Source organism: Nostoc sp. FACHB-892, from assembly GCF_014698795.1.
Classification (GTDB): domain Bacteria; phylum Cyanobacteriota; class Cyanobacteriia; order Cyanobacteriales; family Nostocaceae; genus Nostoc.
On sequence record NZ_JACJTR010000003.1, the window covers coordinates 77,496 to 104,126 of the forward strand.

At 40.2% G+C, this 26,631-nt stretch carries 26 protein-coding genes and 1 pseudogene; 14 read left to right on the plus strand and 13 right to left on the minus strand.

Features of this window, described 5'->3' with window-relative positions:
• Positions 1–113: 113 nt before the first annotated feature.
• From H6G96_RS05180 to H6G96_RS05190, 3 genes are all read left to right on the plus strand, one after another.
• The gene (locus tag H6G96_RS05180; protein WP_190910445.1) at positions 114–3,353 is read left to right on the plus strand and encodes a glycosyltransferase; all 3,240 of its coding nucleotides are present in this window, start codon (positions 114–116) and stop codon (positions 3,351–3,353) included.
• 123 nt (positions 3,354–3,476) lie between these two features.
• Positions 3,477–3,848 carry a type II toxin-antitoxin system RelE/ParE family toxin gene (locus H6G96_RS05185; protein WP_190910446.1) on the plus strand — a complete coding sequence of 124 codons (372 nt, stop codon included), beginning with the start codon at positions 3,477–3,479 and terminating at the stop codon, positions 3,846–3,848.
• Complete coding sequence (locus H6G96_RS05190) at positions 3,848–4,174, plus strand: XRE family transcriptional regulator (protein WP_190910447.1); 327 nt, start codon at positions 3,848–3,850, stop codon at positions 4,172–4,174. Before H6G96_RS05185 ends, H6G96_RS05190 begins: the two co-directional genes overlap by 1 nt.
• A 206-nt stretch (positions 4,175–4,380) precedes the next feature.
• On the opposite strand, the gene H6G96_RS05195 is transcribed toward H6G96_RS05190, so the two are convergent.
• The 3 genes and pseudogenes from H6G96_RS05195 to H6G96_RS05205 form a co-directional block, all read right to left on the minus strand.
• Positions 4,381–6,573 carry a hypothetical protein gene (locus tag H6G96_RS05195; protein ID WP_242063175.1) on the minus strand — a complete coding sequence of 731 codons (2,193 nt, stop codon included), beginning with the start codon at positions 6,571–6,573 and terminating at the stop codon, positions 4,381–4,383.
• 188 nt (positions 6,574–6,761) lie between these two features.
• A complete protein-coding gene (locus tag H6G96_RS05200; RefSeq protein ID WP_190910448.1) occupies positions 6,762–7,283 on the minus strand; it encodes a type IV pilin-like G/H family protein in 522 nt (173 codons plus the stop codon).
• A 187-nt stretch (positions 7,284–7,470) separates the two neighbouring features.
• Positions 7,471–8,055, minus strand: a pseudogene (locus H6G96_RS05205) (Uma2 family endonuclease).
• Positions 8,056–8,165: 110 nt separating this feature from the next.
• Here H6G96_RS05205 and H6G96_RS05210 point away from each other — a divergent pair.
• Positions 8,166–8,963 (plus strand): Rpn family recombination-promoting nuclease/putative transposase, encoded by a 798-nt coding sequence (locus H6G96_RS05210; RefSeq protein WP_190910449.1) that lies wholly within the window; start codon positions 8,166–8,168, stop codon positions 8,961–8,963.
• A 154-nt stretch (positions 8,964–9,117) separates the two neighbouring features.
• Positions 9,118–10,488 carry a thioredoxin-disulfide reductase gene (gene trxB, locus H6G96_RS05215; protein ID WP_190910450.1) on the plus strand — a complete coding sequence of 457 codons (1,371 nt, stop codon included), beginning with the start codon at positions 9,118–9,120 and terminating at the stop codon, positions 10,486–10,488.
• Between the two features lie 63 nt (positions 10,489–10,551).
• Here trxB and H6G96_RS05220 read toward each other — a convergent pair whose 3' ends face one another.
• Positions 10,552–10,965, minus strand: a complete 414-nt coding sequence (locus H6G96_RS05220; RefSeq protein ID WP_190910451.1) for a putative toxin-antitoxin system toxin component, PIN family — start codon at positions 10,963–10,965, stop codon at positions 10,552–10,554.
• Entirely contained in the window at positions 10,962–11,201 is a 240-nt protein-coding gene (locus tag H6G96_RS05225; protein WP_190910452.1) for a hypothetical protein, read from the minus strand. Before H6G96_RS05225 ends, H6G96_RS05220 begins: the two co-directional genes overlap by 4 nt.
• 227 nt (positions 11,202–11,428) lie before the next feature.
• Between H6G96_RS05225 and H6G96_RS05230 the strand changes: the two genes are divergently transcribed.
• The 4 genes from H6G96_RS05230 (at position 11,429) to H6G96_RS05245 (ending at position 14,269) form a co-directional block, all read left to right on the plus strand.
• Positions 11,429–12,325, plus strand: a complete 897-nt coding sequence (locus H6G96_RS05230; protein ID WP_190910453.1) for an ABC transporter permease — start codon at positions 11,429–11,431, stop codon at positions 12,323–12,325.
• 84 nt (positions 12,326–12,409) lie between these two features.
• The gene (locus tag H6G96_RS05235; protein WP_190910454.1) at positions 12,410–12,619 is read left to right on the plus strand and encodes a hypothetical protein; all 210 of its coding nucleotides are present in this window, start codon (positions 12,410–12,412) and stop codon (positions 12,617–12,619) included.
• A 99-nt stretch (positions 12,620–12,718) separates the two neighbouring features.
• On the plus strand, positions 12,719–13,621 hold the full coding sequence (locus H6G96_RS05240; RefSeq protein ID WP_190910455.1) for an ROK family protein: 903 nt from the start codon (positions 12,719–12,721) through the stop codon (positions 13,619–13,621).
• A gap of 144 nt (positions 13,622–13,765) precedes the next feature.
• Positions 13,766–14,269 carry a type I restriction endonuclease subunit R gene (locus tag H6G96_RS05245; protein ID WP_347242182.1) on the plus strand — a complete coding sequence of 168 codons (504 nt, stop codon included), beginning with the start codon at positions 13,766–13,768 and terminating at the stop codon, positions 14,267–14,269.
• 9 nt (positions 14,270–14,278) lie between these two features.
• On the opposite strand, the gene H6G96_RS05250 is transcribed toward H6G96_RS05245, so the two are convergent.
• On the minus strand, positions 14,279–14,701 hold the full coding sequence (locus H6G96_RS05250; protein WP_190910456.1) for a hypothetical protein: 423 nt from the start codon (positions 14,699–14,701) through the stop codon (positions 14,279–14,281).
• Positions 14,702–14,840: 139 nt separating this feature from the next.
• Positions 14,841–16,475 carry a CTP synthase gene (locus H6G96_RS05255; RefSeq protein ID WP_190910457.1) on the minus strand — a complete coding sequence of 545 codons (1,635 nt, stop codon included), beginning with the start codon at positions 16,473–16,475 and terminating at the stop codon, positions 14,841–14,843.
• Between the two features lie 86 nt (positions 16,476–16,561).
• Between H6G96_RS05255 and H6G96_RS05260 the strand changes: the two genes are divergently transcribed.
• Complete coding sequence (locus H6G96_RS05260) at positions 16,562–18,391, plus strand: N-acetylmuramoyl-L-alanine amidase (protein WP_190910458.1); 1,830 nt, start codon at positions 16,562–16,564, stop codon at positions 18,389–18,391.
• A gap of 174 nt (positions 18,392–18,565) precedes the next feature.
• Here H6G96_RS05260 and H6G96_RS05265 read toward each other — a convergent pair whose 3' ends face one another.
• Both H6G96_RS05265 and H6G96_RS05270 read right to left on the minus strand, forming a co-directional pair.
• The gene (locus H6G96_RS05265; protein WP_190910459.1) at positions 18,566–18,724 is read right to left on the minus strand and encodes a hypothetical protein; all 159 of its coding nucleotides are present in this window, start codon (positions 18,722–18,724) and stop codon (positions 18,566–18,568) included.
• A complete protein-coding gene (locus H6G96_RS05270; RefSeq protein WP_190910460.1) occupies positions 18,718–18,936 on the minus strand; it encodes a hypothetical protein in 219 nt (72 codons plus the stop codon). Before H6G96_RS05270 ends, H6G96_RS05265 begins: the two co-directional genes overlap by 7 nt.
• 128 nt (positions 18,937–19,064) lie before the next feature.
• Between H6G96_RS05270 and H6G96_RS05275 the strand changes: the two genes are divergently transcribed.
• A complete protein-coding gene (locus tag H6G96_RS05275; RefSeq protein WP_190910461.1) occupies positions 19,065–19,442 on the plus strand; it encodes a hypothetical protein in 378 nt (125 codons plus the stop codon).
• A 98-nt stretch (positions 19,443–19,540) separates the two neighbouring features.
• Here the strand turns inward: H6G96_RS05275 and H6G96_RS05280 are convergent, their stop codons facing one another.
• The gene (locus tag H6G96_RS05280; RefSeq protein ID WP_190910462.1) at positions 19,541–20,137 is read right to left on the minus strand and encodes a pentapeptide repeat-containing protein; all 597 of its coding nucleotides are present in this window, start codon (positions 20,135–20,137) and stop codon (positions 19,541–19,543) included.
• A gap of 23 nt (positions 20,138–20,160) precedes the next feature.
• Here H6G96_RS05280 and H6G96_RS05285 point away from each other — a divergent pair, with 23 nt between their 5' ends.
• Positions 20,161–20,697, plus strand: coding sequence for a YraN family protein (locus tag H6G96_RS05285; protein WP_190910463.1), 537 nt, complete (start codon positions 20,161–20,163; stop codon positions 20,695–20,697).
• A 271-nt stretch (positions 20,698–20,968) separates the two neighbouring features.
• Here the strand turns inward: H6G96_RS05285 and H6G96_RS05290 are convergent, their stop codons facing one another.
• Complete coding sequence (locus tag H6G96_RS05290) at positions 20,969–21,358, minus strand: hypothetical protein (protein ID WP_069068139.1); 390 nt, start codon at positions 21,356–21,358, stop codon at positions 20,969–20,971.
• Positions 21,359–21,603: 245 nt separating this feature from the next.
• On the opposite strand from H6G96_RS05290, the gene queA reads away from it, so the two are divergent.
• Positions 21,604–22,830, plus strand: coding sequence for a tRNA preQ1(34) S-adenosylmethionine ribosyltransferase-isomerase QueA (queA, locus tag H6G96_RS05295; protein WP_190910725.1), 1,227 nt, complete (start codon positions 21,604–21,606; stop codon positions 22,828–22,830).
• Between the two features lie 96 nt (positions 22,831–22,926).
• Positions 22,927–24,036 (plus strand): tetratricopeptide repeat protein, encoded by a 1,110-nt coding sequence (locus tag H6G96_RS05300; RefSeq protein ID WP_190910464.1) that lies wholly within the window; start codon positions 22,927–22,929, stop codon positions 24,034–24,036.
• A gap of 236 nt (positions 24,037–24,272) precedes the next feature.
• On the opposite strand, the gene H6G96_RS05305 is transcribed toward H6G96_RS05300, so the two are convergent.
• Together H6G96_RS05305 and H6G96_RS05310 are read right to left on the minus strand one after the other, a co-directional pair.
• Positions 24,273–24,968, minus strand: coding sequence for a TrkA family potassium uptake protein (locus H6G96_RS05305; protein WP_190910465.1), 696 nt, complete (start codon positions 24,966–24,968; stop codon positions 24,273–24,275).
• A gap of 198 nt (positions 24,969–25,166) precedes the next feature.
• Complete coding sequence (locus H6G96_RS05310) at positions 25,167–26,504, minus strand: TrkH family potassium uptake protein (RefSeq protein WP_190910466.1); 1,338 nt, start codon at positions 26,502–26,504, stop codon at positions 25,167–25,169.
• Between the last annotated feature and the right edge of the window lie 127 nt (positions 26,505–26,631).

Sequence of the window (26,631 nt, forward strand, 5' to 3'; positions counted from 1 at the left end):
AATTACATGAATGATATCTAAGCAAATACTTAGCTTCCAACTTACCTTTATTTGCATAAACCAGAAAGAATGCAAAAAGTTTTTGAAATTTTACTTACTAAAGGTATTCAAATATGACATTATCTAATCCTTTAATTAGCGTAACTATGATTACCTATAACCATGAAAAGTATATAGGTGAAGCTGTAGAAAGTATTCTCAATCAAACGTATACTAATTTTGAATTAATTATTGTTAATGATGGCTCTAATGATAAAACTGATGAAATTATAAGAAAATTTCGAGATGAGCGGATAACTTATATTCATCAAGAGAATCAAGGTACAAGTAGTGCAATGAATCGAGCTATATTAGATTCTAGAGGAAAGTATATCGCTTTTATGTCTGGAGATGATATTAGTTATCCTCATAGATTAGAAACAGAATATAATTATTTAGTTACATCTCAAAAGAAAATTGTTTTTTCATGGGTAGATTTTATCGATGAAAACAGTCAGATAATAACTGATAGTCATTTTGCAGAAAACTTATTTAATCATCCTAATAGAACTAGGGCTGAAATACTAAGACATTTCTTTTTTCATGGTAACTATATTAATGCTGTAACTGGTTTGATATATAGAGAATTACTTTTAGACGCTGGACTATTTAACATAGCCGCTATTCAGATACAAGATTTTGAAATGTGGCTTAAATTAATTAAAACGCATGAAATACATATTCTACCTGATCAGCTAATTAAATATAGGATTAGAGATATAGGAAAAAACTTGAGTAGTCCATCTAACTTTATTCGCGCTCATTTTGAAGTTCAACAAGTATATAGGAGGATGTTTAATAATGTTCCAAAAGACCTTTTTAAAGCTGCTTTTTCAGATAAAATTAGAAAATCTAATTTTAGTGATGGGATCGAGTATGAATTAGAAAAAGCATTTTTATATTTACAACACAATTCTACTTTAGTCCAGATTATTGGTTGTGAAAAGTTGTTTGATTTGCTGCAAGATATAAATATTCTTTCTTGGTCAATATCAGAATATAACTTTACTTTAATCAATTTCTATCAACTGACAAATCAAATAGATTTTCTTAACAAAAAAATACTCAGCATAGTTCCTAATAACTTTTTGTTAAAAGAAAAACAGTTAGAAGATGCAAATTTTGCATTAATAGAGGCAAATTACGAAACAAAACAAAATGCAGAATTGCATCAGTTACGAAAACAAATAGCAGAAGAATGCCTGAATATTTCAGATGAGCAGATAACAGATATGTATCTGGGTTTGCTAGGTAAAACACATAAGATGTTAGTGAATAGTAGTATCAAATATGAAAGTTTGACTGATGAAGAACAGATTTTTGTTAATAATATCATTAAAATTATATCTCAAGGTTTTGATCAGCCAAAAGCAATTCAGCATTTACTAGCAGCTATGCTGTATCGTCGTGCTGACCAGTTACCTTTACAGCATGACCTCTCTCGCATACCCCGTTGGTTACTTAAGGACTATTTACAATTCCTATTTTCTTCCCCAGTCCACTTTCAAGAACCGGGTGATGCAGATAATTATTATTACTATATGCAGGGGTGGATTAATTACTTACACACATCGATATTAAAAAATTCTGATTCTCAGTTGTGGAATGAAATAGTTAATAGCTTTGCTTCAATTGCTAATTTTATTCCCCTATATTTTAATGAGCATAATCTTAAAGATATCTATGTTAAACGTGGAGAGATTATAGAGTTTCTGCTGAAGCTTAAGGGTTATGAGGTAGATTACGAGTTTGCTGATAGACCTACAACTAGAAAAAAAATTCGGTTGGGTGTCCTGGCTGCATATTTTATACCTGGATCTGAAACATTTGCTTACCTTCCTGTTTATGAATATATCAGTAGAGACTTTGAAGTAATTTTATACTCTCTTAATCAAACTGGTCATCAACTAGAGCAATATTGCCAAAGCTGTGCAAACTCTTTTAAACTACTACCACAAGATTTAACAGAACAGGTAAATATTATTCGTGCTGATAATATCGATATATTGTTCATTGCTACGAATGTGACGATAGTAATGAATCAAATCTACGTCTTATCAATGCATAGGTTAGCTAGAATACAAGTCACAAGTGGCGGATCTGTGGTAACAACAGGAATACGGCATATTGATTATTACATCTCTGGCACACTAACCGATCCATCGGCAACGGCAGAGCAGCAATATCAAGAAAAGTTGGTGAAACTAGAAGGAACTGCTCATTGCTTTAGTTATGGTAATGAAGAAGGCAAGGTAATTGTAAAAAGTGAGCGACAAAGTTTAGGTATTGCTGACGATGCTATTATTTTCATCTCTGCCGCTAACTACTTCAAAATTATCCCTGAACTGATTGATACGTGGGCAAAAATTATTCTTGGTGTATCAAAATCTGTTTTAGTACTTCTGCCATTTGGGCCAAATTGGTCAACCGTTTATCCTAAAAAAGCTTTTGTGAATCACTTGAATAAAGTATTTTCAAAGCATGGAATAACAGCAGACCGATTAATAGTCTTAGATCCTCAGCCCGTACCAAATAGACAAGATGTTAAAGCATACTTCACTATTGCCGATGTTTATCTAGATTCTTTTCCCTTTGCTGGAACAACTTCTTTGATAGAACCACTACAAGTTAATCTACCAGTAATTGCTAGGCAGGGAACTACCTTTCGCTCTGCAATGGGATCTGCAATGGTTCAAGCATTAGATGTACCTGGTTTAGTTGCGGATAGTGAAGAGTCTTACATACAATTAGCGATCGCACTCGGAACTGATCCTGAATTACGCCAACAAAAGAGCGCCCAAATCAAAGAAAAAATGCAAGCTAATCCTAGCTTTCTGGATAGCCGCTCTTACTCAGCTAAAATAGGCAACCTCTTCCAAGAACTATTTAGTAAATATCTTGCAGATACTCTGAGTCAAAATTTCCGCTTAGGAAATATCAACCTAATTATTTTCCCAGATTGGTCACAGCCAGAAGACTTACTATATCAAGATTTAGCAAGTGCCATTTCTACCCTCACTACTCACCCAGATAAAAGTCATATAACTCTTCTCATAGATACTCAAAATATTTCTGATGAGGAAGCCGATATGCTCTTATCTTCTTTGACCATGAATTTGCTCATGGAAGAGGATGTAGATATAACTGAGGGGCCAGAAATTTCTTTGCTAGGTAAGTTGAGTGATGCACAATGGAAAACTCTTTTGCCTAGAATTAATACTCGAATTGCTTTAACAACAGATAATCAATCTGCGATCGCACAAGCAAAAGCAGAAACTCTTTCATTCTGCAATCTAGATAGCTTAAGTTTGTAGTCAGCACTTTAGCGCTTAAATTTCTAATTTACCCAATCTTGTCCCTCCCAACTCACCTCAGAGGTAACTTGAGAGACATTTCATGCTATGGTCTGACTTGTTTTATAGTAAATTTCATATAAAATGGATGATGACGAGGATATTATAGAAATTCCTTTACGACCTCTGGTTTGGATGGGAGACTCTCTCAAAAATATCCGTTCATTTCCTGAAGAAGTGCGTGCATCAGTAGGCTATGCGTTGCAATTGGTGCAAGCAGGAGAAACACCAATGGATGCCAAGCCTTTTAAAGGGGTTGGAAGTGGCGTGTATGAAATTGTCAAACGCTACGATACGGATACTTACAGAGCAGTCTATGCAGTAAAGATTGGAGAGAAAATCTATGTCCTGCACGCTTTTCAGAAGAAATCAAAGCAGGGAATTAAAACCCCACAGGCAGATATTGACCTGATTAAACAACGCTATAAAGATGCAGTGGCAAGGGAAAAACAATAATGACACAGGAACCCGTTTTTGAAGAAAGCAGTGGCAACGTATTCACTGACCTCGGTTTATCGAATGCTTCAGAACTTTTTACGCGAGGCAAGATAGGGATTGAGGTACTCCGCCTCCTCTCTCAACGCAACTTGAAACAGCGCGAAATTAGCGAACTTCTTGGCATTCCTCAACCAGAGGTATCTCATTTGATGAAAGGAGAGTTTCAACGGTTCAGCGAAGGCAAACTCCTCATTTTCCTCAAGCGACTCGATACGGAAATCACCTTGCATCTTCGCCCTCGTCATGCATCGGGCCAATCTGCTGAAACTGTGATATCGCTATAGGGCAAAATCCGCCTACGCGCGTTAAAAATTTTGCTTTTTCCTTAGTTCACGGAGGTGGACTTTGCTTGTGTAGTGGTAAATTACATATCGCTTCTCATTTGGATGCAATACGCTCTAACCTCTATTTTAAAAGGAAAGAGGCTTTGAATCTTACTCCCCTTCCCTTGCAGGGAAGGGGCTGGGGGTTAGGTCTGTATTCTATATAATTAAGAACCGCTATAGTTCTGCCACATCTGTTGATAGGCATTCTCCATTTCACGGGCAAATTTCTTACCATTCCACAGAGGTGATGTTTGCCTTGATTGTCGCAGTTTCCAAGCAATTTGCTGCCTTAATGCAGCATCTTTACCCAAGCGCACACCCCACTCTACATACTCTTCATCACTCCAAGCTATACCTTCAGTTACACCTACATTCATCATCATTGTGTAGCTGTTACGCGCTGCAAATTGTTCTCCGACTCTGGTTACTAATGGTATACCCATCCATAAAGTTTCTAGGGTTGTGGTTGCACCATTGTATGGATAGGTATCTAAGACAACATCAGCAATTGCTAAATTGGCACGATGTTCCATGTCTGTAGGTGCAGAAGGTAGAAACCTTAAGCATTCTAAATCAACCCCTTCTGCTTCAGCAATTGGGGCAATAAAGTCTTGTAAATCTTGATGATTACTTCGATGACTTTTGAGAAGAAAATAACTATTAGGAACTTGTTTAATAATTTGCATCTGTAACCGGATGTTATGGGGATTACGTTTTAATCCGGTTTGAGAGCTAAAATAAATAATTCCATCATTAGAAATATCTAAAGATTCTCTGCTGATAGTAGGTGTTCCTACACTAAAGCCATCTATACCAATATAATTTTGAGGGAGACGCCAAATTTTTTCAGTATAGTAATCTTGTGCTGATTCTGGCAATACATAGTTATCAGCAATAAAGTAATCAACTGTTGAGAAACCAGTTGCATCATAACCTAACCAACTAACTTGAATGGGTGCAGGCTTAAGGGCTAAAATAGCGCAATTACCATAAGAAGTCAAACTATCTAAATCCACTAAAATATCTATTTCATCTTGGTTAATTTTATCTGCCATTGCCACCATAGAAAAACATTCTTGATGAAAACGATCACTAAATTCGTTTTTATAAGCTTGTTGTTGTGGATCGTAAATATTCTCCTTTAAAGAATATAAATAAATATCAAATTGTTGACGATTATGATATTTTAATAACCACCAAGCTAAGAAACCCACAGAATGAGTACGAAAACATTCTGATAAATAGCCTATTCTTAAAGGACGCTCTTTTAGAGAAGGACGAGTTGAGTTAAAACGTTGTTTATAAGTGTTGATATTTTCAGGAAAACTTTTCTGTACCACTTGTTGGCATAAAGCAGCTAATCCATTACGAATTAATCTATTTTCAGATGGATTATCTTCCATATATAGTAAAAAAGAACCAACGGGTAACATTCGCACTAAAGTTTCGTTGTCTGATTTACTAATTACAAGGTTAGATAAACATGATTTATGTTTTTGATAAGCCCGAACTGATTCTTCCCAACTTTCACAAGAAGTTAAGAATGCTTCTAGTAAATAGTGACTACCAATAATTTGTTCAATTGGTTCTTGAGCCAGGGTCAAATATTTTTTTACCCAATCAATAGATTTTTTAATATAATCTAGTCCTAATCTTTGTAGAGGAGGAATTATTTTGATAATACAATCTAAATTATTAGGTTCTAAACGAAGAGCAAATTCAGCAAAATAAATTGACATATAATAATTAGAACAACGATAATAGGCATCAGCTTTTCCTATTAGTAATGGAATAATAGTTTCAGAGTTTTCTAAATGAGGTACAAGTGTTTCAACCAATTGATTAACAAAGGGAGGAGTATTAACTGGATCAGGATAAACTAACTTTTCAAGCACTGTAGTTAATAAATTTTCATCAAAAATAGGAACTTCTGTTAGTTGAGAGATAATTTCAATAAGTTGATTAATATTGTTTTCCAGAGCATGAATGTTTAAATCAATGTCTAGCTCGATTATTTTTAAAATATTGTTAATATCATCAGGAAAAAATTCTTTGATGTGTTGACGAACTACCCAAGCTAATTGATAGTTAGAATTTGCTTCTTGTTGTTGAGCAGCATTTAATAAAATTTCAGTTAATTGTTGCAGCCATTGTTCTGATTCTTCTTCAAATTCTAGAAAAGGAGCCATCCATGTAATTTGCGCTTCTTCCTCTCTGCCCTCTAATAAAAAGGCTAATCCTAAATACCAATAATTAGAAACTTCTCTGGTATTTTCAACAATATTTTGTTCATATTGTTGAATACTTAACAATTTTTGAGTTGAAGAAATTTTATTATCTAAATTAATAGTCATCATTAATACCCTTGACCAAGTTTTATAATTTATTACCAAAGAGACGAAACCTGATTTAAAATAAGCTTAAAAATAAAAAGCAATGTAGGGATTAACGGCTGTTAACCCCTACAAGGTTTGAGAAAATGAGATAAAAAAATACCAGATGTATTGCAATCCATCTAGCATTTTCAAAAACAAAGAATTAAACTTTATTTCATCGCCTCCATCGTACCTGCTCCACAAGACGCACTGGTGGCACTTAAGGCAGGAGCGACAAGGGCATTAGTAGCTTGTACTCCCGTTGTCTGACAAGCAACAGCAGCGGTTTGTCCACTTGTGAGAATGGTGACACCACCATTAAAGCCTCTGAGAGAAGTGGGATCTTTAGCTGTTGCTGTTACACTAGTAGTGTTGACATCCGCAGCGGAGATAGTGTAGTTATAGTTAGGCGTCGAAGTAGGAATACCAATTTGCAGTACGTCAATACTGCCAGCAAACGATGTATTTTCTATTCGGTAAGACTGTTGCGCTCTGTTAACTGAACCAACGTAGGTTTTAGCTTCAGATTGTTTAGCTTTTGCTGCTTGGTTGAGGAAAGAAGGTAGAGCGATCGCAGATAAAATACCGATGATAATAATTACTACTAGTAATTCAATGAGTGTAAAACCTTCATTTTCGTTCTTCTTGTTGAGGATGTGTTGAAGAAATTTAGCTTTTAGTTCGGTTTTCATAAGTGTTTACCCTGGGGTAGGAGGTGGTTGTGTGTTCTAGATATAACTTACCCTCCTGCGATCAGTTTCCTATCACCTCCAGAAAAAAAGTTTTGGGAGATGCGGTTACACAATCCAAAATCCTTGCATTCAAAAGCCCCAAGTGTATACCAGGGGCTAGATTCTCAATTTTGTTTGTGAGAGTGCTTTATTCAAATTCAGGTGGCCACAGTTCTGATATCGCCATTTCCCAACCTGGTAGCAAGTCCGGTAATGTAAGTGTGTCTCCATTTTCCAACACCACTGGAGCTTGGTTTAATCGGTAAACCGTTACTGTTAATTTATCAGGGTCAATTAGTATGCCGACTACAGACCCAAGTTGCAAAAATAGCTGAATCTTCTCTTCAAGCGTTTTAATTCTGTCGCTTTTAGATTTAACCTCAACCATCAAGTCTGGAACCAACTCTACAAAGTCGCGCTTGGTCTTCTTCAGCCGATCCGCCCGAACAAAAGACACGTCAGGCGATGCCTACGGCGGTAAACTACGCACATTTCTTTTTTCTAAGTCGTCCTCTTCTATATTCGGTAAGATAAACCCTGCACCAGAACCAGTTACACGCCCTAGCTTGTGCGACATGACCCAGATATTTAAGAAGGTACTCAACCGAGCGCCAATTTCCTCTGACTCGTAATCTGATGGCGCTGAAACTATGATTTTTCCCTCTACCAGTTCCATCTGCCATTCTGGATGCTCAGTGTGTAACTGCTCTAAATCGGTGATGGTGAGGAACATAATACGCCAAATAACGCTTTAATCTCTATCATACGTACCTCAACCCCCGAAAGATACAATGTATTGTATTCAAAGGAAAACGGTTCTATAGTTCGCCATTATTAGCATCAATGAAAACAGATGTAATTTTTTATGAACTTATCAAGGAACTACCCCAGATATTTTTTGAACTTATTGATAAACCTGATACTAATCCTAATATCTACACATTTATTGCACCTGAAGTTAAGCAACAATCATTTCGTTTAGATGGTTTATTTGCTACTATCAAGGGATTTGAAAATGAACCTATACACTTTTTAGGTTTGCAATTCTACAAAGATGAAGAATTTTACGAACGACTTTTTGGGGAAATTTTTGTTTACTTTCGTCAATATAAACCAGCAAACTCAGACTGGTACGCAATTGTTATTTACGACAAACGTATCCATGAAACCCTACCTCATCCACGCTATCAGGCTTTAGTACAACAATATCTACGCTGCATTTATCTAAATGAACTTTCTACCAGGGCTGAAGATTCCTTGAGCATAGGTATTGCCAAACTATTTGTAGAAGTACCTACAAAAGCTCCTTCCTTAGCCCAACAGCTCATCATTCAGGCACGAGAAGACTCCCTGGATGAAAACCTTCAAAAGAAAGTGATAGCATTTATCCAAGCGATTGTATTTTATAAGTTTCCCAATCTTACCTTAGAGGAAATTGAAGCCATGCTTGATTTAGATGCATTCAAAAATACTCGATTGTACGAGAGTATCGTGGCAAAGACTAAGCCGAAAACTGAACTAGAAACAAAATTGAAATTAGTACCCAAATGTATTGAGAAAGGTATGAGCATTCAAGAAATAGCAGAATTGCTAGAACTAGATACTGAAATTATCAGAAAATACCTCCAAGAAGAGTCCTAACAGTTAAGACAATGTTTGGCAAGTGTTAAGCGCATAGTACCGTAGGCATTTGGCGTAAGCGTAGCCCGTCGCAGACATCGCTTACCATCTGGCGTAGTCAATCACAGTTTGTTATGCTATATTAAGCGTAGTCGTTATGAGTTCATATATTTTCATGGCTAACACAACAACAGAAAACTTGGTAATTATCGGTTCTGGCCCAGCAGGGTACACAGCAGCTATTTATGCCGGACGCGCTAACCTGAAACCCGTTGTATTTGAAGGTTTCCAAGCCGGGGGTTTACCGGGTGGACAACTAATGACAACGACGGAAGTTGAGAACTTTCCAGGGTTTCCCCAAGGGATTACCGGGCCGGAACTGATGGATCAGATGAAGGCTCAGGCAGAGCGCTGGGGGGCTGAACTATATACTGAAGATGTTATATCAGTTGATTTGAGTCAGCGTCCATTTACAGTGCGATCGCAAGAGAGGGAAATAAAAACCAACAGCATCGTTATTGCTACGGGTGCAACTGCAAAACGTTTGGGTTTACCCAATGAACATGAATTTTGGAGTCGGGGTATCTCCGCTTGTGCAATTTGCGATGGTGCGACACCAATTTTCCACGGTGCAGAATTGGCTGTAATTGGTGCTGGCGACTCGGCGGCGGAAGAGTCAATTTACCTCACCAAATACGGTTCTAAGGTAAATATGTTGGTACGTACCGATAAAATGCGGGCTTCTAAAGCTATGCAAGACCGCGTTTTGAGTAACCCGAAAATCCAAGTGCATTGGAACACAGAAGCCGTGGATATCTTCGGTAACGGTCACATGGAAGGGGTGAAAGTCCGTAATACTAAAACTGGTGAAGAGAGCAAACTGCACGCTAAGGGTTTATTCTACGCCGTTGGTCACAGTCCCAACACCTCTTTATTCAAGGGGCAATTAGAACTGGATGAGGTAGGTTACGTTGTCACTAAGCCCGGTTCTGTAGAAACCAGTGTAGAAGGCGTTTTTGCAGCTGGCGACGTACAAGATCATGAATTTCGGCAAGCAATTACGGCTGCGGGTACTGGCTGTATGGCGGCGATGTTGGCAGAACGTTGGTTGTCATCCACTGGCTTGATTCAAGAATTCCATCAACAACCAGAAATAGCAGACAATGAATTAGAACATCAGCCAGCTAAAAAAACTGAAGCCGAGGAAGAAGCTGGATTTAAATTGGATGCGACGCGCCATGAGGGAGGTTATGCTTTACGGAAATTGTTCCATGAAAGCGATCGCTTACTCCTTGTTAAATACGTCTCTCCTGGTTGTGGCCCTTGTCATACCTTGAAGCCAATTTTAAATAAAGTGGTGGATGAATTTGACAGCAAAATTCACTTTGTGGAAATTGACATCGACAAAGACCGAGATATTGCTGAAAATGCTGGTGTAACAGGAACACCAACGGTTCAATTGTTCAAAGATAAAGAACTGGTGAAGGAAGTTAAAGGTGTGAAGCAAAAGAGCGAATACCGCCAGTTGATTGAAAGTAATCTGTAAGAGAATGGGGAGTGGGGAATGGGGAATAGTAAAAAATCATTGGCAGTTACTAATTCTTAATACTCACCCCCCGACATCGCAAACTAATTTGTTAAATAAGGATACAGAAATAATCGTTGTATTGACCAAAGTTTGTGCCTGATTAAAATCAGAATCACCCGTAATCAAGAAATCTGCTTCTGCTGCCATAGCACAAGCTAAAAACTTTGCATCTTTTCTATCTCTGGGAAAATCAACTTCAAAATTGACATTAATTAGCGTTAGGAATGTATCGATAATTTCAAACCATTCACCTCTTATCTCATCTGTCAACTTAAACTTGCTTCGGCTTAAAACTTCTTTATATTCCACAATGATTTCTTCAGAAACTATCCATTGCCAATCTGGATTATCAAAAATAAACTGAATAACATCTCTTGGTACTCTACCCTTAAGGACAGCAGAAACTAAAACATTCGTGTCAATAACAACTTTCATTCCCCGCGTTTGTAAGCTTCAATTTCTGCTGATATTTCTGCTTCCGTAATATCTTGTACTCCCGGTAGCGACTGTGTTTTATCAAATAAATCTCTCAGCTTTTTACTAATTTCTGCTCTTGGATTATCCTCAGCTAAGATAATTATTTCTACTCTTTGTCCTACCTGAAAAGGTAAATCAGATAATATTACTTGACTTGGATCTGTAATGGTGATGTATTTTTTGTAAGCGTTCATAAGTCCTCCATTAACTTGGTCTGTCTCTACTTTTGATAATTAAATTTTGTGGTGACAACGGCTGGTAATTTATTTTTAGCAAAAATAAGGCATAATCTCACCTCTAACTCAGTCTAGCTCTGTATCCACCGCGAAACAGTTAGACTTTTAGTCAGGATGTTTACGCAATCCCCTATCTGATATGTAAAATAGTCAGCGTATCAAGCTTTGATCCAGGCGATCGCTTTATGGCCATTACAAAACGGCGACTACCGACATTTTTACAGTTTGGCAAAAGTCTCAATCTTTCCCAAAAACTCATGCTCATCGGGTTAGCCATTACCCTATTTTTCATCCTCTTAGCATTCTTCGCTCCCGTATTCCAGGCTTGGGGATGGCTGCAAAACCCCAAAGATTTTCTCTCTAATCCAATTCACGAGCCACCTTCAGCTAAACATTGGTTTGGTACTAGTCGCCTGGGCTATGATGTGTTTTCCCGCACGCTGTTCGGCGCTCAAGCTGCTTTGCAGGTGGTGATTTTGGCAACAGCGTTGAGTATGGTTATTGGTGTGCCTTTGGGGATGCTGAGTGGTTATCTCGGCGGTAAATTGGATAAAGTATTGCTGTTTATTATGGATAGCATTTACACTCTACCGGGACTACTGCTATCTGTGACACTGGCGTTTGTGGTGGGGCGTGGGATATTAAATGCAGCGATCGCTATTAGCATTGCCTACATCCCCCAATATTACCGCGTTGTCCGCAACCACACTGTAAGCGTGAAAACTGAAGTGTTCATCGAAGCGGCTCAAGCAATGGGCGCTTCTACTTGGGTTGTGCTTTCTCGTTATCTATTTTTCAACGTCATTCAAAGCGTACCCGTCTTATTTACACTTAACGCTGCTGATGCAATTTTGGTGTTGGGCGGTTTGGGTTTTTTGGGGCTAGGACTTCCCGAAGAAGTGCCAGAATGGGGACATGATTTAAAACAAGCCTTAGAAGCTCTACCCACTGGCATTTGGTGGACTACACTTTTCCCTGGTTTAACCATGACATTCATGGTTGTAGGGTTATCACTACTTGGTGAAGGGTTAAATGAATTTGTCAATCCCCGTTTACGAAGAGAAAATAGAATCCGAAAGTAGTCATTGGTCATTAGTCATTAGTTTTGGACAAAGGACAAAGGACAAATGACAATTGACAAATAAACAATAGAGAGATTTGTATGTATGAAAGATAATCTAACGTTAATTGCTGCCGCTACTGGCGGATTTATCCTTTCTGTTGCCCTTGCTGGCATTTTAAGAGGTGCGCCAGTTACAGGTTGGCACGAGCAATCGAGTTTCCGCAGCACGAATTTTGCTAATTTACAGAAATCGGAATTGAAAGCCGCGCGTCTTCTCCCAACCAAAGACGCTGCGCTAACAGATCGGGGATGAAAACTACTCGCACCCAATAATAATAGGGAATAGGGAATAGCTGTTCACCAATGCCCAATGCCCCATGCCCCATGCCCAATGACAAATGACAAATGACAAATGACAAATGACAAAATTCAAGTAATTGGTATAGATGTGGGGGGAACAGCAATTAAGCTGGGGCGTTTTGCAGCTGATGGTACTTGTCTGCAATCCTTAACTGTGGCGGCTCCCCAACCGACAACACCAGAGGCCGTGCTGGCGGTGATCGTAGATGCGATCGCTCAAATTGATCCAGATAATCAAACTGTTGCTATTGGTGTTGGGACTCCTGGCCCATCCGATGCAGCAGGACGCATTGCTAAAATCGCCATTAACTTACCTGGATGGGTCGATGTTCCTTTGGCAGACTGGTTAGAAACTAAAACTGGCAAACCTACTGCGATCGCTAACGATGCCAACTGCGCTGGTTTGGGAGAAGCTTGGCTAGGAGCCGGTCGCCACTTTCAAAATCTGATTCTGCTAACTTTAGGTACTGGGGTTGGTGGCGCAATTATCCTAAATGGCAAACTATTTGTTGGACATCAAGGAGCCGCCGGAGAATTAGGTTTAATTTCATTAAATCCTGATGGCCCAATTTGTAATAGTGGCAATCAAGGCTCTTTAGAACAATATGCTTGTGCTACTGCAATTCGCCGTCGCACTCTCAAGGAACCCGTCGAATTGGGTTTTCTGGCACAACAAGGAGATCCCGCAGCATTGACTTTCTGGCAAGAATATGGCACGTATTTGGGGATTGGTTTGACGAGTTTGATTTATGTACTCACACCGCAAGCGATCGTGATTGGTGGCGGCATAAGTGGCAGCTTTGAATTTTTCTTCCCAGCAGTGAAGGCAGAAATTGAGAAGCGAGTTCAGCCTCTATCACGGGTGGGTTTACAAATATTGCCTGCCGAGTTAGGTAATTTTGCAGGGATAGTAGGTGCAGCAAAGTTGGCATTGCAACACTATTCAAGGTTTTAAATTATGGTTCAAACAATCCCAGCTAGAGACATCAGTCTTTACGAATTAGAAGAAAAATTTGGTTTGCAACTTGCCACAGACACCAACTTCTTTACAGAGTGGACATAAAATTTACCAATTCTGACTGATGTTGAAAAGCAAGCGATGTCTACGACGGGCTACGCCTACGCGCGAGTAAAAAGCAACTATTTAAACTTGAATAAGCACCGTCTAATGTCAGAAGAGGCGGTAAAGATGGTAGTGCTGTCTACTTTACTCGATTTAGCTGGGTTTTATCAACTTCCTTTTGAGATTGAAACCGAGACTTCTGTTGAGATTTGTGCTGAAGATGAGAGCTTTATAGTTAAAGGAAACATTGATGTTCTTGTCATTCAAAAACGTTTTTGGGTACTTGTCATTGAATCTAAAAGCAGTAAATTTGATGTGATGACAGCCCTACCTCAAGCACTAGCTTATATGCTTGATCGTCCAAATCCTCTACAACCGACTTTTGGTTTACTAATCAACGGCAGGGAATTTGTTTTTGTCAAATTGATTCAACAAGAACATCCTTGGTATGCACGTTCTTATGCGCTATCAATTGAACGTGATTCAGAACTCCACCAAGTACTCAGTATATTGAAGCGCCTTGGAAAATTAATCGCGTAATTCGTAATACTAAGACAAAGAATATCCTGTTGCCTTATGAACGTATTTCACAACTTTTTCATAAGATTCAGGATTACTCACAGGGTTGATGATGATGGGGATAGTGCCATCTGGCAACCAAAAAGTTATCCTGCCGTTCGGTTCATGGCAAAAGGAACTGATGCAGTTGAGATTAATTACATATTCATTTTTTTCGTAAAGGATTTTCACCCAATGGGCATGATCTAATTCCAACCCAGTCACAAATTCTAAATAATCGAGGATTTTTTGATAATCTTCCAAGTTACTGTGCGGGTTAATCACTATCGGAATGGCACTATCGGGTAACCAAAAAGTAACCCTACCGTTTAGTTCATAACAAAAAGCGTGGACACGTTCAAAGTTCACTACATATTCTTTCCTCTCGTAAAGGATTTTCACCCAGTACGCCACAACATCTCCTCAAGTCCGAAATTTACGAATGATGCACCCTGTATGTCCAAATCTACTGAAGCCTTAAGTTAATGTTGCTATGCACCAATTCAAAATCTAAAAAATTAATTTTGAATTACGAATTACGAATTACGAATTGTTATGACACCTCCAATGGTGTTGGTGTACCTATCGAAAGAGAAAGAGCGATCGCTGCTTGGATAAACCCTTTAAATAAAGGATGAGGGCTACTGGGGCGCGATTGAAATTCTGGATGAAATTGGCAAGCAAGAAAGAATGGGTGCTTGGGTAATTCCACAATTTCAACTAAGCGTCCATCGGGAGAAGTCCCACTGATCACATAGCCAGACTTTAATAATAAATCGCGGTAAGCATTGTTAAACTCATACCGATGTCGATGTCGTTCATAAATTACATCTTCTTGATAAAGCTTGAAAGCCAATGTATCATGAAGAACACGGCAAGGATATAGCCCCAAGCGCATTGTACCCCCTAAATCGACAACTTCCTGCTGTCCTGGCAATAAATTAATTACCGGATCAGTTGTATGAGCGTCAAATTCAGCACTATTAGCACCTGTTAATCCTCCTACGTGCCGGGCCCATTCAATCACAGAGCATTGCATTCCCAGGCATAAACCCAAAAAGGGAATTTGGCGATCGCGGGCATATTTAATCGCGGCAATTTTGCCATCCACCCCCCGAACACCGAAACCTCCTGGCACAACTATGCCATCAACACCTTTAAGATAAGTTTCGGGCAGTTCAGTTTCCAAATCTTCTGAGTTCACCCAACGCAGGCGCAGTTTGCCATAAGTGGAGATTGCAGCATGGTTTAGTGCTTCCACTACAGATAGGTAGGCATCACTTAACTGCACATATTTACCGACAATGGCAATTTCTAACTCGTGCTTGGGAGTATGTAACCGTTGTACCAAGGTTTGCCACTGCGTCAAATCTGGTTTGCGTTGCTCCATTTGCAGCAAGTTCAGTACTTGTTCTGCCATTCCTTCCCGTTCTAGATTCAGGGGTACTTCATAGATACTTTTGGCATCTTGGGAGGTGATGACGCATTCTTCGGGCACATCACAAAATCCCGATAATTTCTGCTTTAATCCCTTGGGTAATGGGCGATCGCTGCGACAAACTAAAATATCTGGTTGAATGCCAATGGATCTCAGTTCTTTAACTGAATGCTGTGTTGGCTTAGTTTTCATCTCACCCGCAGAGGCAATCCACGGTACCAGAGTTACGTGCATATACAGCACATTCTGCCGTCCCACCTCTTTGCGGAACTGGCGAATTGCTTCCAAAAACGGCAGTGATTCAATATCTCCCACCGTACCGCCGATTTCTGTAATTACTACAGATGGGTTTGTACTTTTAGCAACTCGCAGAATCCGCTCTTTTATTTCATTAGTAATATGAGGAATAACCTGTACAGTGCCGCCATTGTAGTCTCCGCGCCGCTCTTTATTGATAACTGCCTGGTAAATCGAGCCAGTAGTTACACAATTCAAACGCGACATTGAGGTATCGGTGAAGCGCTCGTAATGCCCCAAGTCCAAATCTGTTTCCGCACCATCCTGGGTAACGAATACTTCCCCATGCTGAAAAGGACTCATTGTGCCGGGATCAATATTAATATAAGGGTCGAGTTTGAGAATCGACACAGAATATTCGCGCGACTTGAGCAAACGCCCTAGACTTGCTGCTACAATGCCCTTACCTATACTGGAAACTACGCCCCCAGTTACAAAAATAAACTTAGTCATAGTAGTTTGAATTTCTAACAACTTCTAAAAATACATCCCGTCATTGTGCCACAGTTGTTGTGGTGTAATCTTCTGTGATTGAGCTTGTGAAAAACCTTTTAGGATTAGTAATATTCGGCTGTATTCTCACATCCTCCGTAGCATTGGCAGAGCCATCTCTTATAGTCGTTTTTCCCCAAACAAACTACCAGACGAGTGCCCAAAAAATCTTTTTTCTGGGGACTGCACCACCAAATGGTCAGGTTTTGATCAATAGTAAGCCAATTAACCGCAGCAAAGCTGGTCATTTTTCCCCTAGTTTCCCCTTGCAGTTGGGGGAGAATCTTTTTACTGTGCGTCACCAAAATCAAGAACTCCAGATTAAGGTGACAAGGCTTAACACTAGCCCTGAGCTACCACAGGGGCTAGCCTTTGCTAAAAATTCCCTGACTCCCGCAGCTGACATTGCCAGACTACCGGGAGAAATAATTTGTTTTAGCGCGATCGCACCCCCTAAAGCTAATGTCTCTGTCAAGTTAGCTAATCAAACTATTGCCCTTTCACCGCAACCCCAACAGGCACAACTACCAAGTAATTTGGCAGCTTTGACAGGGCAAAATCAGCCTCATGCCCAGTCTAGCGTAGGAAAGTATGAGGGTTGCATGACACTGCAACAACCTGATCCTGCTTTTTCATCCCTAATTTACGGTAACAACATCATTTCTGGTGCTGTTGTCCCAGACTCAAGTAAAGAGGTAGATTTGGGACAACCTCAGTTTCAACTGACGCTCAATGGCAAGACGATAACTCAACCAGGGACTGGTAAAATTCAGATCCTTTCAAGAGCACAGTTGCCAGTTTCTGAGGTTACAGTAGAGTCAGGCGTTGCTCGTACTGGACCAAGCACCGATTATTCTCGACTTACACCACTGCCTAAAGGCACACGTGCAACAGTAACAGGTAGGGAAGGTGAATGGTTCCGCCTAGACTATGGTGCTTGGATTAATAGTCAGGAAACCCGCATTCTACCTGGTGCAATTCCGCCACAGACAATAATTCGCAGTGTCGGATATCGTCAACTCTCTGATGCGACAGAGATAGTTTTCCCCTTACAAGTTCCTGTACCTGTGAGCGTGCAACAAAGTGAGCAAGCTCTCGCTCTCACTCTCTACAATACCACTGCCCAAACGGACATTATTCGCCTGGATGATGACCCCCTAATTTCTCGCCTAGATTGGCAACAGGAGACACCAGAACAAGTAAAATACACCTTTAACCTCAAAAAAGCTCAACAATGGGGATATAAGCTAAGATACGACGGTACAACCCTGGTTTTGGCTTTGCGTCATCCGCCGAAAATTGGGAACACAAGACGCAAGCCTTTAGTTAATTTCAAGATTGTACTTGATCCAGGGCATGGAGGTAAAGAATCTGGTGCCAGTGGCCCAACTGGATATTTAGAAAAAGATGTAAATTTGGTGGTATCCAAGTTGTTGCGAGATGAGTTGCTGAAGCTAGGAGCAACGGTGATAATGACGCGAGAAGATGATAAGGAAGTTTCGCTAGTAGAGCGTCAAGCAATTATCAACCAAGAAGAACCTGCGATCGCTCTTTCCATACATCACAATTCTCTACCCGATAATGGCGATGCCGAAAAGACCAAGGGATTCGGCACTTTTTGGTATCATCCCCAAGCCCACAATCTCGCAATATTTCTACAGAATTATGTAGTAAAAAACCTCGGCAAACCTTATTATGGTGTGTTTTGGAACAACCTAGCGCTGACACGTCCAGCTGCTGCGCCATCGGTGTTGCTGGAATTAGGTTTTATGAGCAATCCCGATGAATTTGAGCAGATAGTGAACCCAGAAGAACAGAAAAAAATGGCAAATGCGATCGCTCAGGGAATCACTGAGTGGTTTAGGAGTGTGAGATAAATTTTTTTGCTTCTACCAATTTTGTATGAAGTTGCATAGAATCAAAAAACTAAAAACTATACTTAGCAACCATTCCAGCTTCCTATAGTTTCATGCAGCTTCACAATAATTTGGTATTAGGAGTAAAACACTCTTTATAATGCTTCTCTTTAACATCATGAGAAAGTTTAATTTTCAGATGTTTAAAGCATCCGTTGTAGATTTTTTGATTAATTCTTGCGCTTGAGCCAAAAACTCTAAATTTTTATGGTGTTCATAAATCAGTTCATTTTCAATTGCTTGTAATCTTTCTAATTCTGGTTGAGTTAAAGATTCATAATAGATTTTCACCACCTGTTTATGATCATCGAGGATTTTGAAAAACTCGTAAACGCTTCTTGTGCAGAAATTTCACCCCGAACTACGCGTAGCCCGTTGGTTAGTAACGAAAATAGTACTGTCGTCGCTATACCAATCGCAGCTCCCAGAGGCACGGCTTTAACTGCACCTGTTAGATTATCAAAATGCCATTTAGCATCTAGTCTTATTTGCTCCTGCGAAGTCATGAGTTTATCGCCACGGGCTAAATTATCTTTGGCGTTTTCTGCTCCGTCTTAATTTCAGTACTTATACGCTGCTAGAACCACTTTGATTGCGGGTAGAAATATATGAAATCTTGATATTTTTAAAGTGTATGTATTTTAAGATAAGCAGCATAGTGGGAGCGATCGCTATTTTATTGAGCAGTGGCAGTGCGATCGCTCAAGATGTAGAAAGATATATTACTGTGGGGCACGATAAATTAGGAAACAGCGTAGCTCTAGACACGAAAACTATTAAGGGCACAACATACAAGCTTTACGGAATGTACGGAGATGGCATCTTCGAGACTACCTTTGATGCATCTTGTACAGAATCGCGGATTTTTCGCAATCGCATTGCGATTTACGGGCCGGAAGGACAGCTACTTGAAGAAGATAAGGAAAAAGGAGAAATACCTTTTGTAGCAAGTTCTTCACCAGGCAAAGGAATGAAAATTGTTTGTCAAAAGATTGGTGTCCGTGGTTGGTAGGTGTTCAATATTTTCTAAGTAGGGAATGGGGAGCAGGGGGAGCAAGAGTGGAATAACCAATGCCCAATGCCCAATTCCCAATTCCCATCTAGAAAATACTAAGGACAAAATAACGTGTCACGCGTATCTCGTCCTGTAATGGGATTAGTTCCCTTGGCAAGTTTGCACAATTTTTTTTGCTCATCGGAACGCAGTAGCGTATCGGTAAAATCTGCCCCGTCAATGATTGCACCATCAAATCTGGCGTTAGCAGCGAAAGCACCCTCCAACAGTGCATTTGTCAAATTTGCTCTAACTAAACGAGCTGAGTCTAAAGTGGCATTTCTCAAGTCAGCTCCCTCCAAATTCACAGACTCTAAATTTGCTGCAAAGAAACTTACACCCTGCAAATTAGCGTGGCTGAAGTTGCTCTGGCGAAGATTAGCTTTGGTAAAGCTGGAATCTGTTAAATCACGTCCTGAAAAATCAGCGTCAACCAAAATTTCTTTATTATATTCAAGTGCCAAAGCTGTGGGAGCAAAACCGACCATTGCCGTGATGCCAACTATTCCCCAAAGGAATAAGCTGAGTATGCTTGCCCAAATCTTATGGTCTGTTTTACACTTGCGCTTCAACTCAGTACGAAATGAGTTTCGCTTAGAGCCTGTTATGCGTAGGCGTAGCCCGCCGCAGGCATCGCTTAACCTAAAATTCATAAAATTCATAATATTTTTAATCAATGGCTAACCTTCCTCCATCTCATTATCCAGAAATTGGCTCTTTAGGAGAAGACCTAGTAGCCCAATGGTTGCAATCTACAGGTTGGATAATTCTCCATCGTCGCTTTTCTAGTCGCTGGGGAGAAATCGATATTATTGCTGAATATCATGGAGTAACTGGGAAAGAGCAGGGGAGCAGGGGAGAATACCCCACTCCCCACTCCCCATTCCCCACTCCCCAGTCATTATTGGCATTTGTTGAAGTCAAAACCCGCAGTTCAGGTAGTTGGGATACAGGGGGAAGAAGCGCAATCACCCCACAAAAGCAAGTCAAAATCTCGCGGACAGCTGGAATGTTTTTAGCTCAGTACCCTGAAAAGGCAGATTATTCTTGCCGATTTGATGTTGCTATTGTCTACTGCCAAAGGATATCTAAAAATCTGACTGGTGTTATAGCAACCCAGGAAGCTCTTGCAACTTCATCAGCAGCCGGATATAAGTTTAAGCTGCAAGAATATATTCTTGCAGCTTTCGACTCTTCAGTTGATAATAGTTAATTGGTAATGCTTGAAGAATTCAGAGGTCAGAATGGGCTAAACGCCCAGCTAACAGCAGTCAGAATCAATTAGTTGGGATTCAAACCCACCACTAAATTGTTCGCCCTTGGCGTTCCCGCAGGGTGGAACACTAAAAAAAGTATATTTAGCGGGGGTGTTAAACCCCTTTATCTGTCAGTCGTACAAAATTCATGGATTTATTTTGACTTCTGACTCCTAACTACTGAATTCTTTCTTGATAATTTTGTAGTGGCGTTACAATCCAATAGAGTCACGCTAAAGTTTCTGGACAATAACCTAAGCCCCGGACAAACTGCTGCCGGAATGCCTCGATTTCGTCTCTCTCTGGACTACCATGAGAGACGATCGCAACCTGATAGCGACGCATCACGTCTACAGGACACTGTCCTGCTTCCAAACTCCAAAGTGCCATTTGCACCCTCATTGGCGGCTCGTAGCTAATTCCCAATTCATTTAGAAAAGCGCGGAAGTCGCCATCTTCTTGGGGTGAGACTTGACCTCTGAGTTTGATCCTAACCACCCAGCCATCAATTTGATGAATTACGGTGACGAAAGAAACTGGTGTCTGGGGTCTAGCGTGCAGATGTTGAACGACCCTCAGGGTTAGACTGGCATTTGCCAGATAGTACAAGTATTCCATGTTTGTTGGTGCTTGGGATCAAAGCCAATCCTACATATATATATTCGTCAATAAGTGCCTGTTCCCGGTAGGGTAAAAGCCCCCGTTTTTAGATAGGGAGGTTTACCCAATTTTTATGTTAATTTTTCCGTGTTACTTAATAGTAACAATCTTATAGCCTAGTGAGAAAATTGAGCGAAGATGCCTTAAAGTTCCTATAGAAGTGAAAGCTCAAACTAAATTGTTTAAAAGAGTATAAATACTAAATAAACCAAAAACTAGTACAAGCCAATTTGAAAGACACATCTCGCCCACAAGAAAAAAATTTTGAATTAGATTGCTCGGTAGCTGGCTATGACTACGAACTAGCTCCAGAACTCATTGCTCAAAACCCAGCAGTTCCTAGAGACAGCTCAAGGTTACTCGTGGTTAATTCTCCCACTACAGGTACTGAAACAGAACCCATACACCACATTTTCCATGATTTGCCCGCACTGCTGCGCTCTGGAGATTTGTTGGTTATGAACAATACAAGAGTCATTCCAGCGCGGCTTTATGGTCATAAATCTACTGGTGGTAAAATCCAGGTGTTGCTGTTGGAAGAACGGCAGTATAACTGTTGGTTAGCTTTAGTTAAGCCAGGAAAAAGCTTCAAACAGGGGACAAAGATTATTTTTGAACCGAGGCAAGCGGGGACTGGTGGTTGGGGATTAGGGATTGGGGATTGGGAAGATTCTTCTCTAGTCCCTAGTCCCCAGTCCCCAGTCCCCAGTCGCCAACTCACGGCTACGGTTCTAGAAACAGACGCAGCAACCGGGGGGCGTTTGTTGCAATTTGATGTGCCAGAGGGAAAGCCTTTGGTGCAACTGTTAGAGGTATTTGGTGAAGTGCCGTTACCACCATACATCACTACCTCGTCAGCTGCTGATGAGCAGTATCAGACAGTTTATGCAAAACAACCAGGAGCGATCGCAGCTCCGACGGCAGGATTACACTTTACCCCAGGATTGTTACAAAAGTTGCGCGATCGCAATATCAATCAAGCTTTTATAACGCTACACGTTGGTGTTGGGACATTTCGCCCTGTAGAAGTGGAGGATGTTACTACCCATCAGATGCATGAAGAGTGGATTGAAGTACCCGCCGCTACAGTAGAGCAAATCCGCGCCACTAAAGCAGCTGGCGGTCGAATTATTGCTGTGGGAACAACGGCAGTCAGGGCCTTAGAAGGGGCGGCTCAATCTGGGAATTTACAACCATTTTGCGGGAAAACAGACTTGTTTATTTATCCCGGCTACCAATGGCGGGTGGTGGATGGTTTAATTACGAATTTTCACCTGCCGCGTTCCAGTTTGTTGATGCTGGTAAGTGCGCTAATTGGCAGACAACGATTATTGAATATATACAACGAAGCGATTGCTTTTGGATATCGCTTTTATTCATTCGGTGATGCAATGCTAATTTTACCTGAAGGTGTAGGAGTTAGGAGTTAGGAGTTAGAAGTTAAAAGTTGGAAATTTGGAATTTTTTCTTTCACGATGGGTACTCTGACTTATGAGGAGCTAAAAATAAGTATAGGTCTGCGATTCATGTCAGAAAAATCCCTATTCTCTCAGTGGTTACATTTATTTTGCCGGGTGACACTCAGTGGCTGTTCTACGTTTTTGGTCTTGGCTGCACCGACAATTACTAATTTTCCAGTTAGCAAACTGCTAGCAGAAACCGCAATTTCTCAGGATCTCGAAGCAGCTAGCTTTTTCCAGCAAGGAGTCACGCGCTATAACCGTAAAGACTTACAGGGTGCGGAATATGCATTTCGTCAAGCGTTGCAACGAGATCCTAGCCTGGAAGCAGCACGAAATTATCTAGGTAATATATTTGTGGAGCAAAATCGCCTGGATGTAGCTTTACAAGAATATGCAGAGGTGATTAAAACTAATCCCAATTCTAGTGAAGCTTATTACAATTTGGGGTTAGTGCTGCATCGACAAGGAGAAAAAGACGCAGCGATTACAGCTTATCGCCAGAGCCTTGTGATAGATGCCACAAGGGTAGCAGCATTGTATAATTTGGGTTTGGCGCTCTATGAACAAGGACAGCTTGAGGATGCGATCGCAGCATACCAGCAAGCAATTAATTTAGATAGCAGCAACGCCAAGGCTTATTTTAACTTGGCGATCGCCTTGCAACAACAAGGTCAAATAGAGCCTGCGATCGTCACTTATCGCCAAGCCTTGCAGCTAGATCCTAAAAATGCCATAGCCTATAATAATATGGCAAATTTGCTAGCAATTCAAGGTCAAGCTTCTGAGGCTATTTCTGTTTATCGGCAAGCTATTCGCCTAAATCCTAAAAACGCATCAGTTTACCATAACTTGGGAATAACTTTATATAATCAGGGCGAGCTCAAGAAAGCTGGTCGAGTATTGAAACGTGCCCATAACGAATATCGTGAGCAAGGGAACATTGAACAAGCTGAAAAGATTGAGCAGCTAATGCAGCAAATTGCCCAGAAAATTGGGCAACAGCAGTCTCAAGCTAGTCAAACAGCTACTCCTTCTCAGAGTTCAGCCACTACAAGTAATTTAGTAGAAAAACTTAAGCGACAAACGCCAAATCAACCAGAAACTTCAGCCGACCCTGACAATGTGCCTTTCTCAGTTGAATTCCAGCCTACTTTAACAAGTCCCGGACAATAAAAAACTCAGAGTTAGAAATAAAAGAAGAAGCCATCCGCCAGTAGTCAGAATTCAGCATCAATTCTGGCGACTGGCGCTTTTATTTTCCTTGATAGTTAATAAGCTGATGCGCGTTTAAACTATATAAACACTTTTGATGTGGTTAACTGCTGACTGATGACTGTTAACCGTCAACAGTCATCAGTCATCAGGTAAATGTACAAATTAAATGCGTAACAGCTTAACTTTTAACTTTTTTAAATCGGCAAACGATTGATATCTTTATTGCAGCCAATAACTACCATTGCTGAACCACGTTCTAAACGCTTAGTGGGGTCAGGATTAATTATAAATTTACCATCCTGGCTCACCGCTAGCAAATTTAAACCGTAGCGGTTACGAAGTTGAAGCTCAGTGATTGTTTTGTCGTGAAATTCATCAGGCACAATCAACTCTACAATACTGTTATCTGGGTCTAGATCAAACCGATCTAATATTGCTGGTTTGGTAAGTGTACGTGCTAAGGCACAGCCCGCTTCATACTCAGGAAAAACAACATGATCTGCTCCGACTCGCCGCAACAGTTTACGGTGAACTTCACTAGAAGCTTTGGCAACGACATGGGGTACACCAGCCTCTTTCACATTTAGGGTAGTTATGATGCTTTCTTGAACGTAGTTGCCAATCGCTACAATTACAGTATCAAATTCAAAAATTCCAGCTTCTTTGAGTGCGGCTGGTTCTGTAGAGTCTAGTTGCAAAGCATGACCAACTATTCCCTCAGTTAATGCTTCTGAAACTCGTTTTTCATCAATATCTGTTGCCAGCACTTGATAACCAAAATTGTGCAATGTGGAACAAACAGACCTACCAAAACGACCCAAACCAATTACAGCAAATTGGTGGTTATCTTTACGTAAACTGCGAAAAAAACTTAATGATGACAGATTCACCGTTGTTATCCTTATTATGGCTCCCTGTATTTAGGGCAAAAAACGCTCATACAGCTTGAATTAAAAATTTTATTTTTTGCCTTCCAATGTATATTTTATCAGTTTAGTTGTTAGTCATTAGTCATTGGTCATTAGTTATTCTCCCCCCGCCTCCCCTGCTTCCTCATCCCGTACTCCCTACTCCCTACTCCCTACTCTCTATCCCACGAGTAAATTTTCTTCAGGATAGTGAATTCTGGTGGGGCGGGGGTCTCCTAGTATAGCGGACATCAGTAGTAAAATACCTACTCTTCCAACATACATCGTGACAATTAAGATGAGCTTTGCTGTTGTAGAAATACTTGCTGTAATGCCTGTAGAAAGCCCTACAGTGGCGAAGGCTGATACCACTTCAAACAAAATTTTAATAAAATCTAATGTTGGATCTGTGAGGCTGATTAAAATCGTAGCTAAAATCACGGCCGCTACTGAACCCACTAACACACCCACAGCTTTCAAAATTAAAGATATTGCTATTTTGCGATCATACAATAAAACTTCTTCTTTCCCCTGAAGTATAGCTTTAGTGCAACTGGTCAAGACCCTCAAGGTTGTTGTTTTCATGCCTCCTCCTGTACCACCTGGACTTGCACCAAGAAACATTAGCGCGATCGTAATAAATAGACCAGCAGTGGTCATTTTGCCAATATCGATGGTGTTAAAACCAGCAGTTCTAGGAGTAACGGATTGGAACCACGCTACTAATATTTGGTCGCGTAAATTTAAAGAACCAAATGTTTCTGGGTTTCTGATTTCTATACAGAAAAAAGCAACAAATCCTATTAATAATAATATAACAGTTGTACTGGTTGCAACTTTAAAGTCTAGAGAAAATCTTTGCATTCTAATAGATTGTTTTAAAATGTGATCGCGCAACCAAAAGTACATTTCCAAAATTACTTGATACCCAATTCCCCCAAAGATAATTAGTATTGTAATGGTGAAGACTACTAAGAAGGATGACTGATAACCAATTAAGTTATCTTTAAATAAACTAAAACCAGCATTATTCCAAGAATTGATACTATGAAAAATTGCTAACCAAAGTCCTTTACTCCATCCATACTCAGGAACAAAAGCTGGTAGCAGTAAAAATATACCTGTAATTTCAAAAATTAAAGTGGTGGCAATAATTGAACGGATTACTTGGGCGCTACCACTCATCCCCGGTCGGTCTAAAGCTTGTTGAATGGCTATTTTTTGCCGCATATCAAACCTACGACCAATGAGCAAAATTAGAAATGTAGTAGTTGTCATGTAGCCCAAACCGCCAATCTGAACTAATAGCGCAATAAATAACTGACCCCAAAAGGAAAAATAAGTACCAGGATCAACTACTGATAAACCTGTGACACAAACTGCGGATGTGGAGGTGAATAATGCCACAATCAGGTCATTCCAAGTACCATTACTAGTCGAGAAAGGCATCATCAACAGGATAGTACCTACAGTGATGACAGCTAGAAATCCCAAACATATTGTGCGAGCAACAGTCATAATTAATTGAAAATTTCAAATTAAAAAACTCAATCATGTTAGGCATCCCGGAAACATCGGGTATGCCTAGGAGAGCAAAAGCAGCTTATTAAGGGAAAATCAGTAAATTTCTCTAGAGAAGAGAAAC

Bases quoted from the DNA above. Each gene is read 5' to 3' on its own strand.
- H6G96_RS05180 (WP_190910445.1), top strand. From the start codon at position 114: ATGACATTATCTAATCCTTTAATTAGCGTAACTATGATTACCTATAAC.
- H6G96_RS05185 (WP_190910446.1), top strand. From the start codon at position 3,477: ATGGATGATGACGAGGATATTATAGAAATTCCTTTACGACCTCTGGTT.
- H6G96_RS05190 (WP_190910447.1), top strand. From the start codon at position 3,848: ATGACACAGGAACCCGTTTTTGAAGAAAGCAGTGGCAACGTATTCACT.
- H6G96_RS05195 (WP_242063175.1), bottom strand. From the start codon at position 6,573: ATGATGACTATTAATTTAGATAATAAAATTTCTTCAACTCAAAAATTG.
- H6G96_RS05200 (WP_190910448.1), bottom strand. From the start codon at position 7,283: ATGAAAACCGAACTAAAAGCTAAATTTCTTCAACACATCCTCAACAAG.
- H6G96_RS05210 (WP_190910449.1), top strand. From the start codon at position 8,166: ATGAAAACAGATGTAATTTTTTATGAACTTATCAAGGAACTACCCCAG.
- trxB (WP_190910450.1), top strand. From the start codon at position 9,118: ATGGCTAACACAACAACAGAAAACTTGGTAATTATCGGTTCTGGCCCA.
- H6G96_RS05220 (WP_190910451.1), bottom strand. From the start codon at position 10,965: ATGAAAGTTGTTATTGACACGAATGTTTTAGTTTCTGCTGTCCTTAAG.
- H6G96_RS05225 (WP_190910452.1), bottom strand. From the start codon at position 11,201: ATGAACGCTTACAAAAAATACATCACCATTACAGATCCAAGTCAAGTA.
- H6G96_RS05230 (WP_190910453.1), top strand. From the start codon at position 11,429: ATGGCCATTACAAAACGGCGACTACCGACATTTTTACAGTTTGGCAAA.
- H6G96_RS05235 (WP_190910454.1), top strand. From the start codon at position 12,410: ATGAAAGATAATCTAACGTTAATTGCTGCCGCTACTGGCGGATTTATC.
- H6G96_RS05240 (WP_190910455.1), top strand. From the start codon at position 12,719: ATGACAAATGACAAAATTCAAGTAATTGGTATAGATGTGGGGGGAACA.
- H6G96_RS05245 (WP_347242182.1), top strand. From the start codon at position 13,766: ATGTCTACGACGGGCTACGCCTACGCGCGAGTAAAAAGCAACTATTTA.
- H6G96_RS05255 (WP_190910457.1), bottom strand. From the start codon at position 16,475: ATGACTAAGTTTATTTTTGTAACTGGGGGCGTAGTTTCCAGTATAGGT.
- H6G96_RS05270 (WP_190910460.1), bottom strand. From the start codon at position 18,936: ATGACTTCGCAGGAGCAAATAAGACTAGATGCTAAATGGCATTTTGAT.
- H6G96_RS05275 (WP_190910461.1), top strand. From the start codon at position 19,065: ATGTATTTTAAGATAAGCAGCATAGTGGGAGCGATCGCTATTTTATTG.
- H6G96_RS05280 (WP_190910462.1), bottom strand. From the start codon at position 20,137: ATGAATTTTAGGTTAAGCGATGCCTGCGGCGGGCTACGCCTACGCATA.
- H6G96_RS05285 (WP_190910463.1), top strand. From the start codon at position 20,161: ATGGCTAACCTTCCTCCATCTCATTATCCAGAAATTGGCTCTTTAGGA.
- H6G96_RS05290 (WP_069068139.1), bottom strand. From the start codon at position 21,358: ATGGAATACTTGTACTATCTGGCAAATGCCAGTCTAACCCTGAGGGTC.
- H6G96_RS05300 (WP_190910464.1), top strand. From the start codon at position 22,927: ATGTCAGAAAAATCCCTATTCTCTCAGTGGTTACATTTATTTTGCCGG.
- H6G96_RS05310 (WP_190910466.1), bottom strand. From the start codon at position 26,504: ATGACTGTTGCTCGCACAATATGTTTGGGATTTCTAGCTGTCATCACT.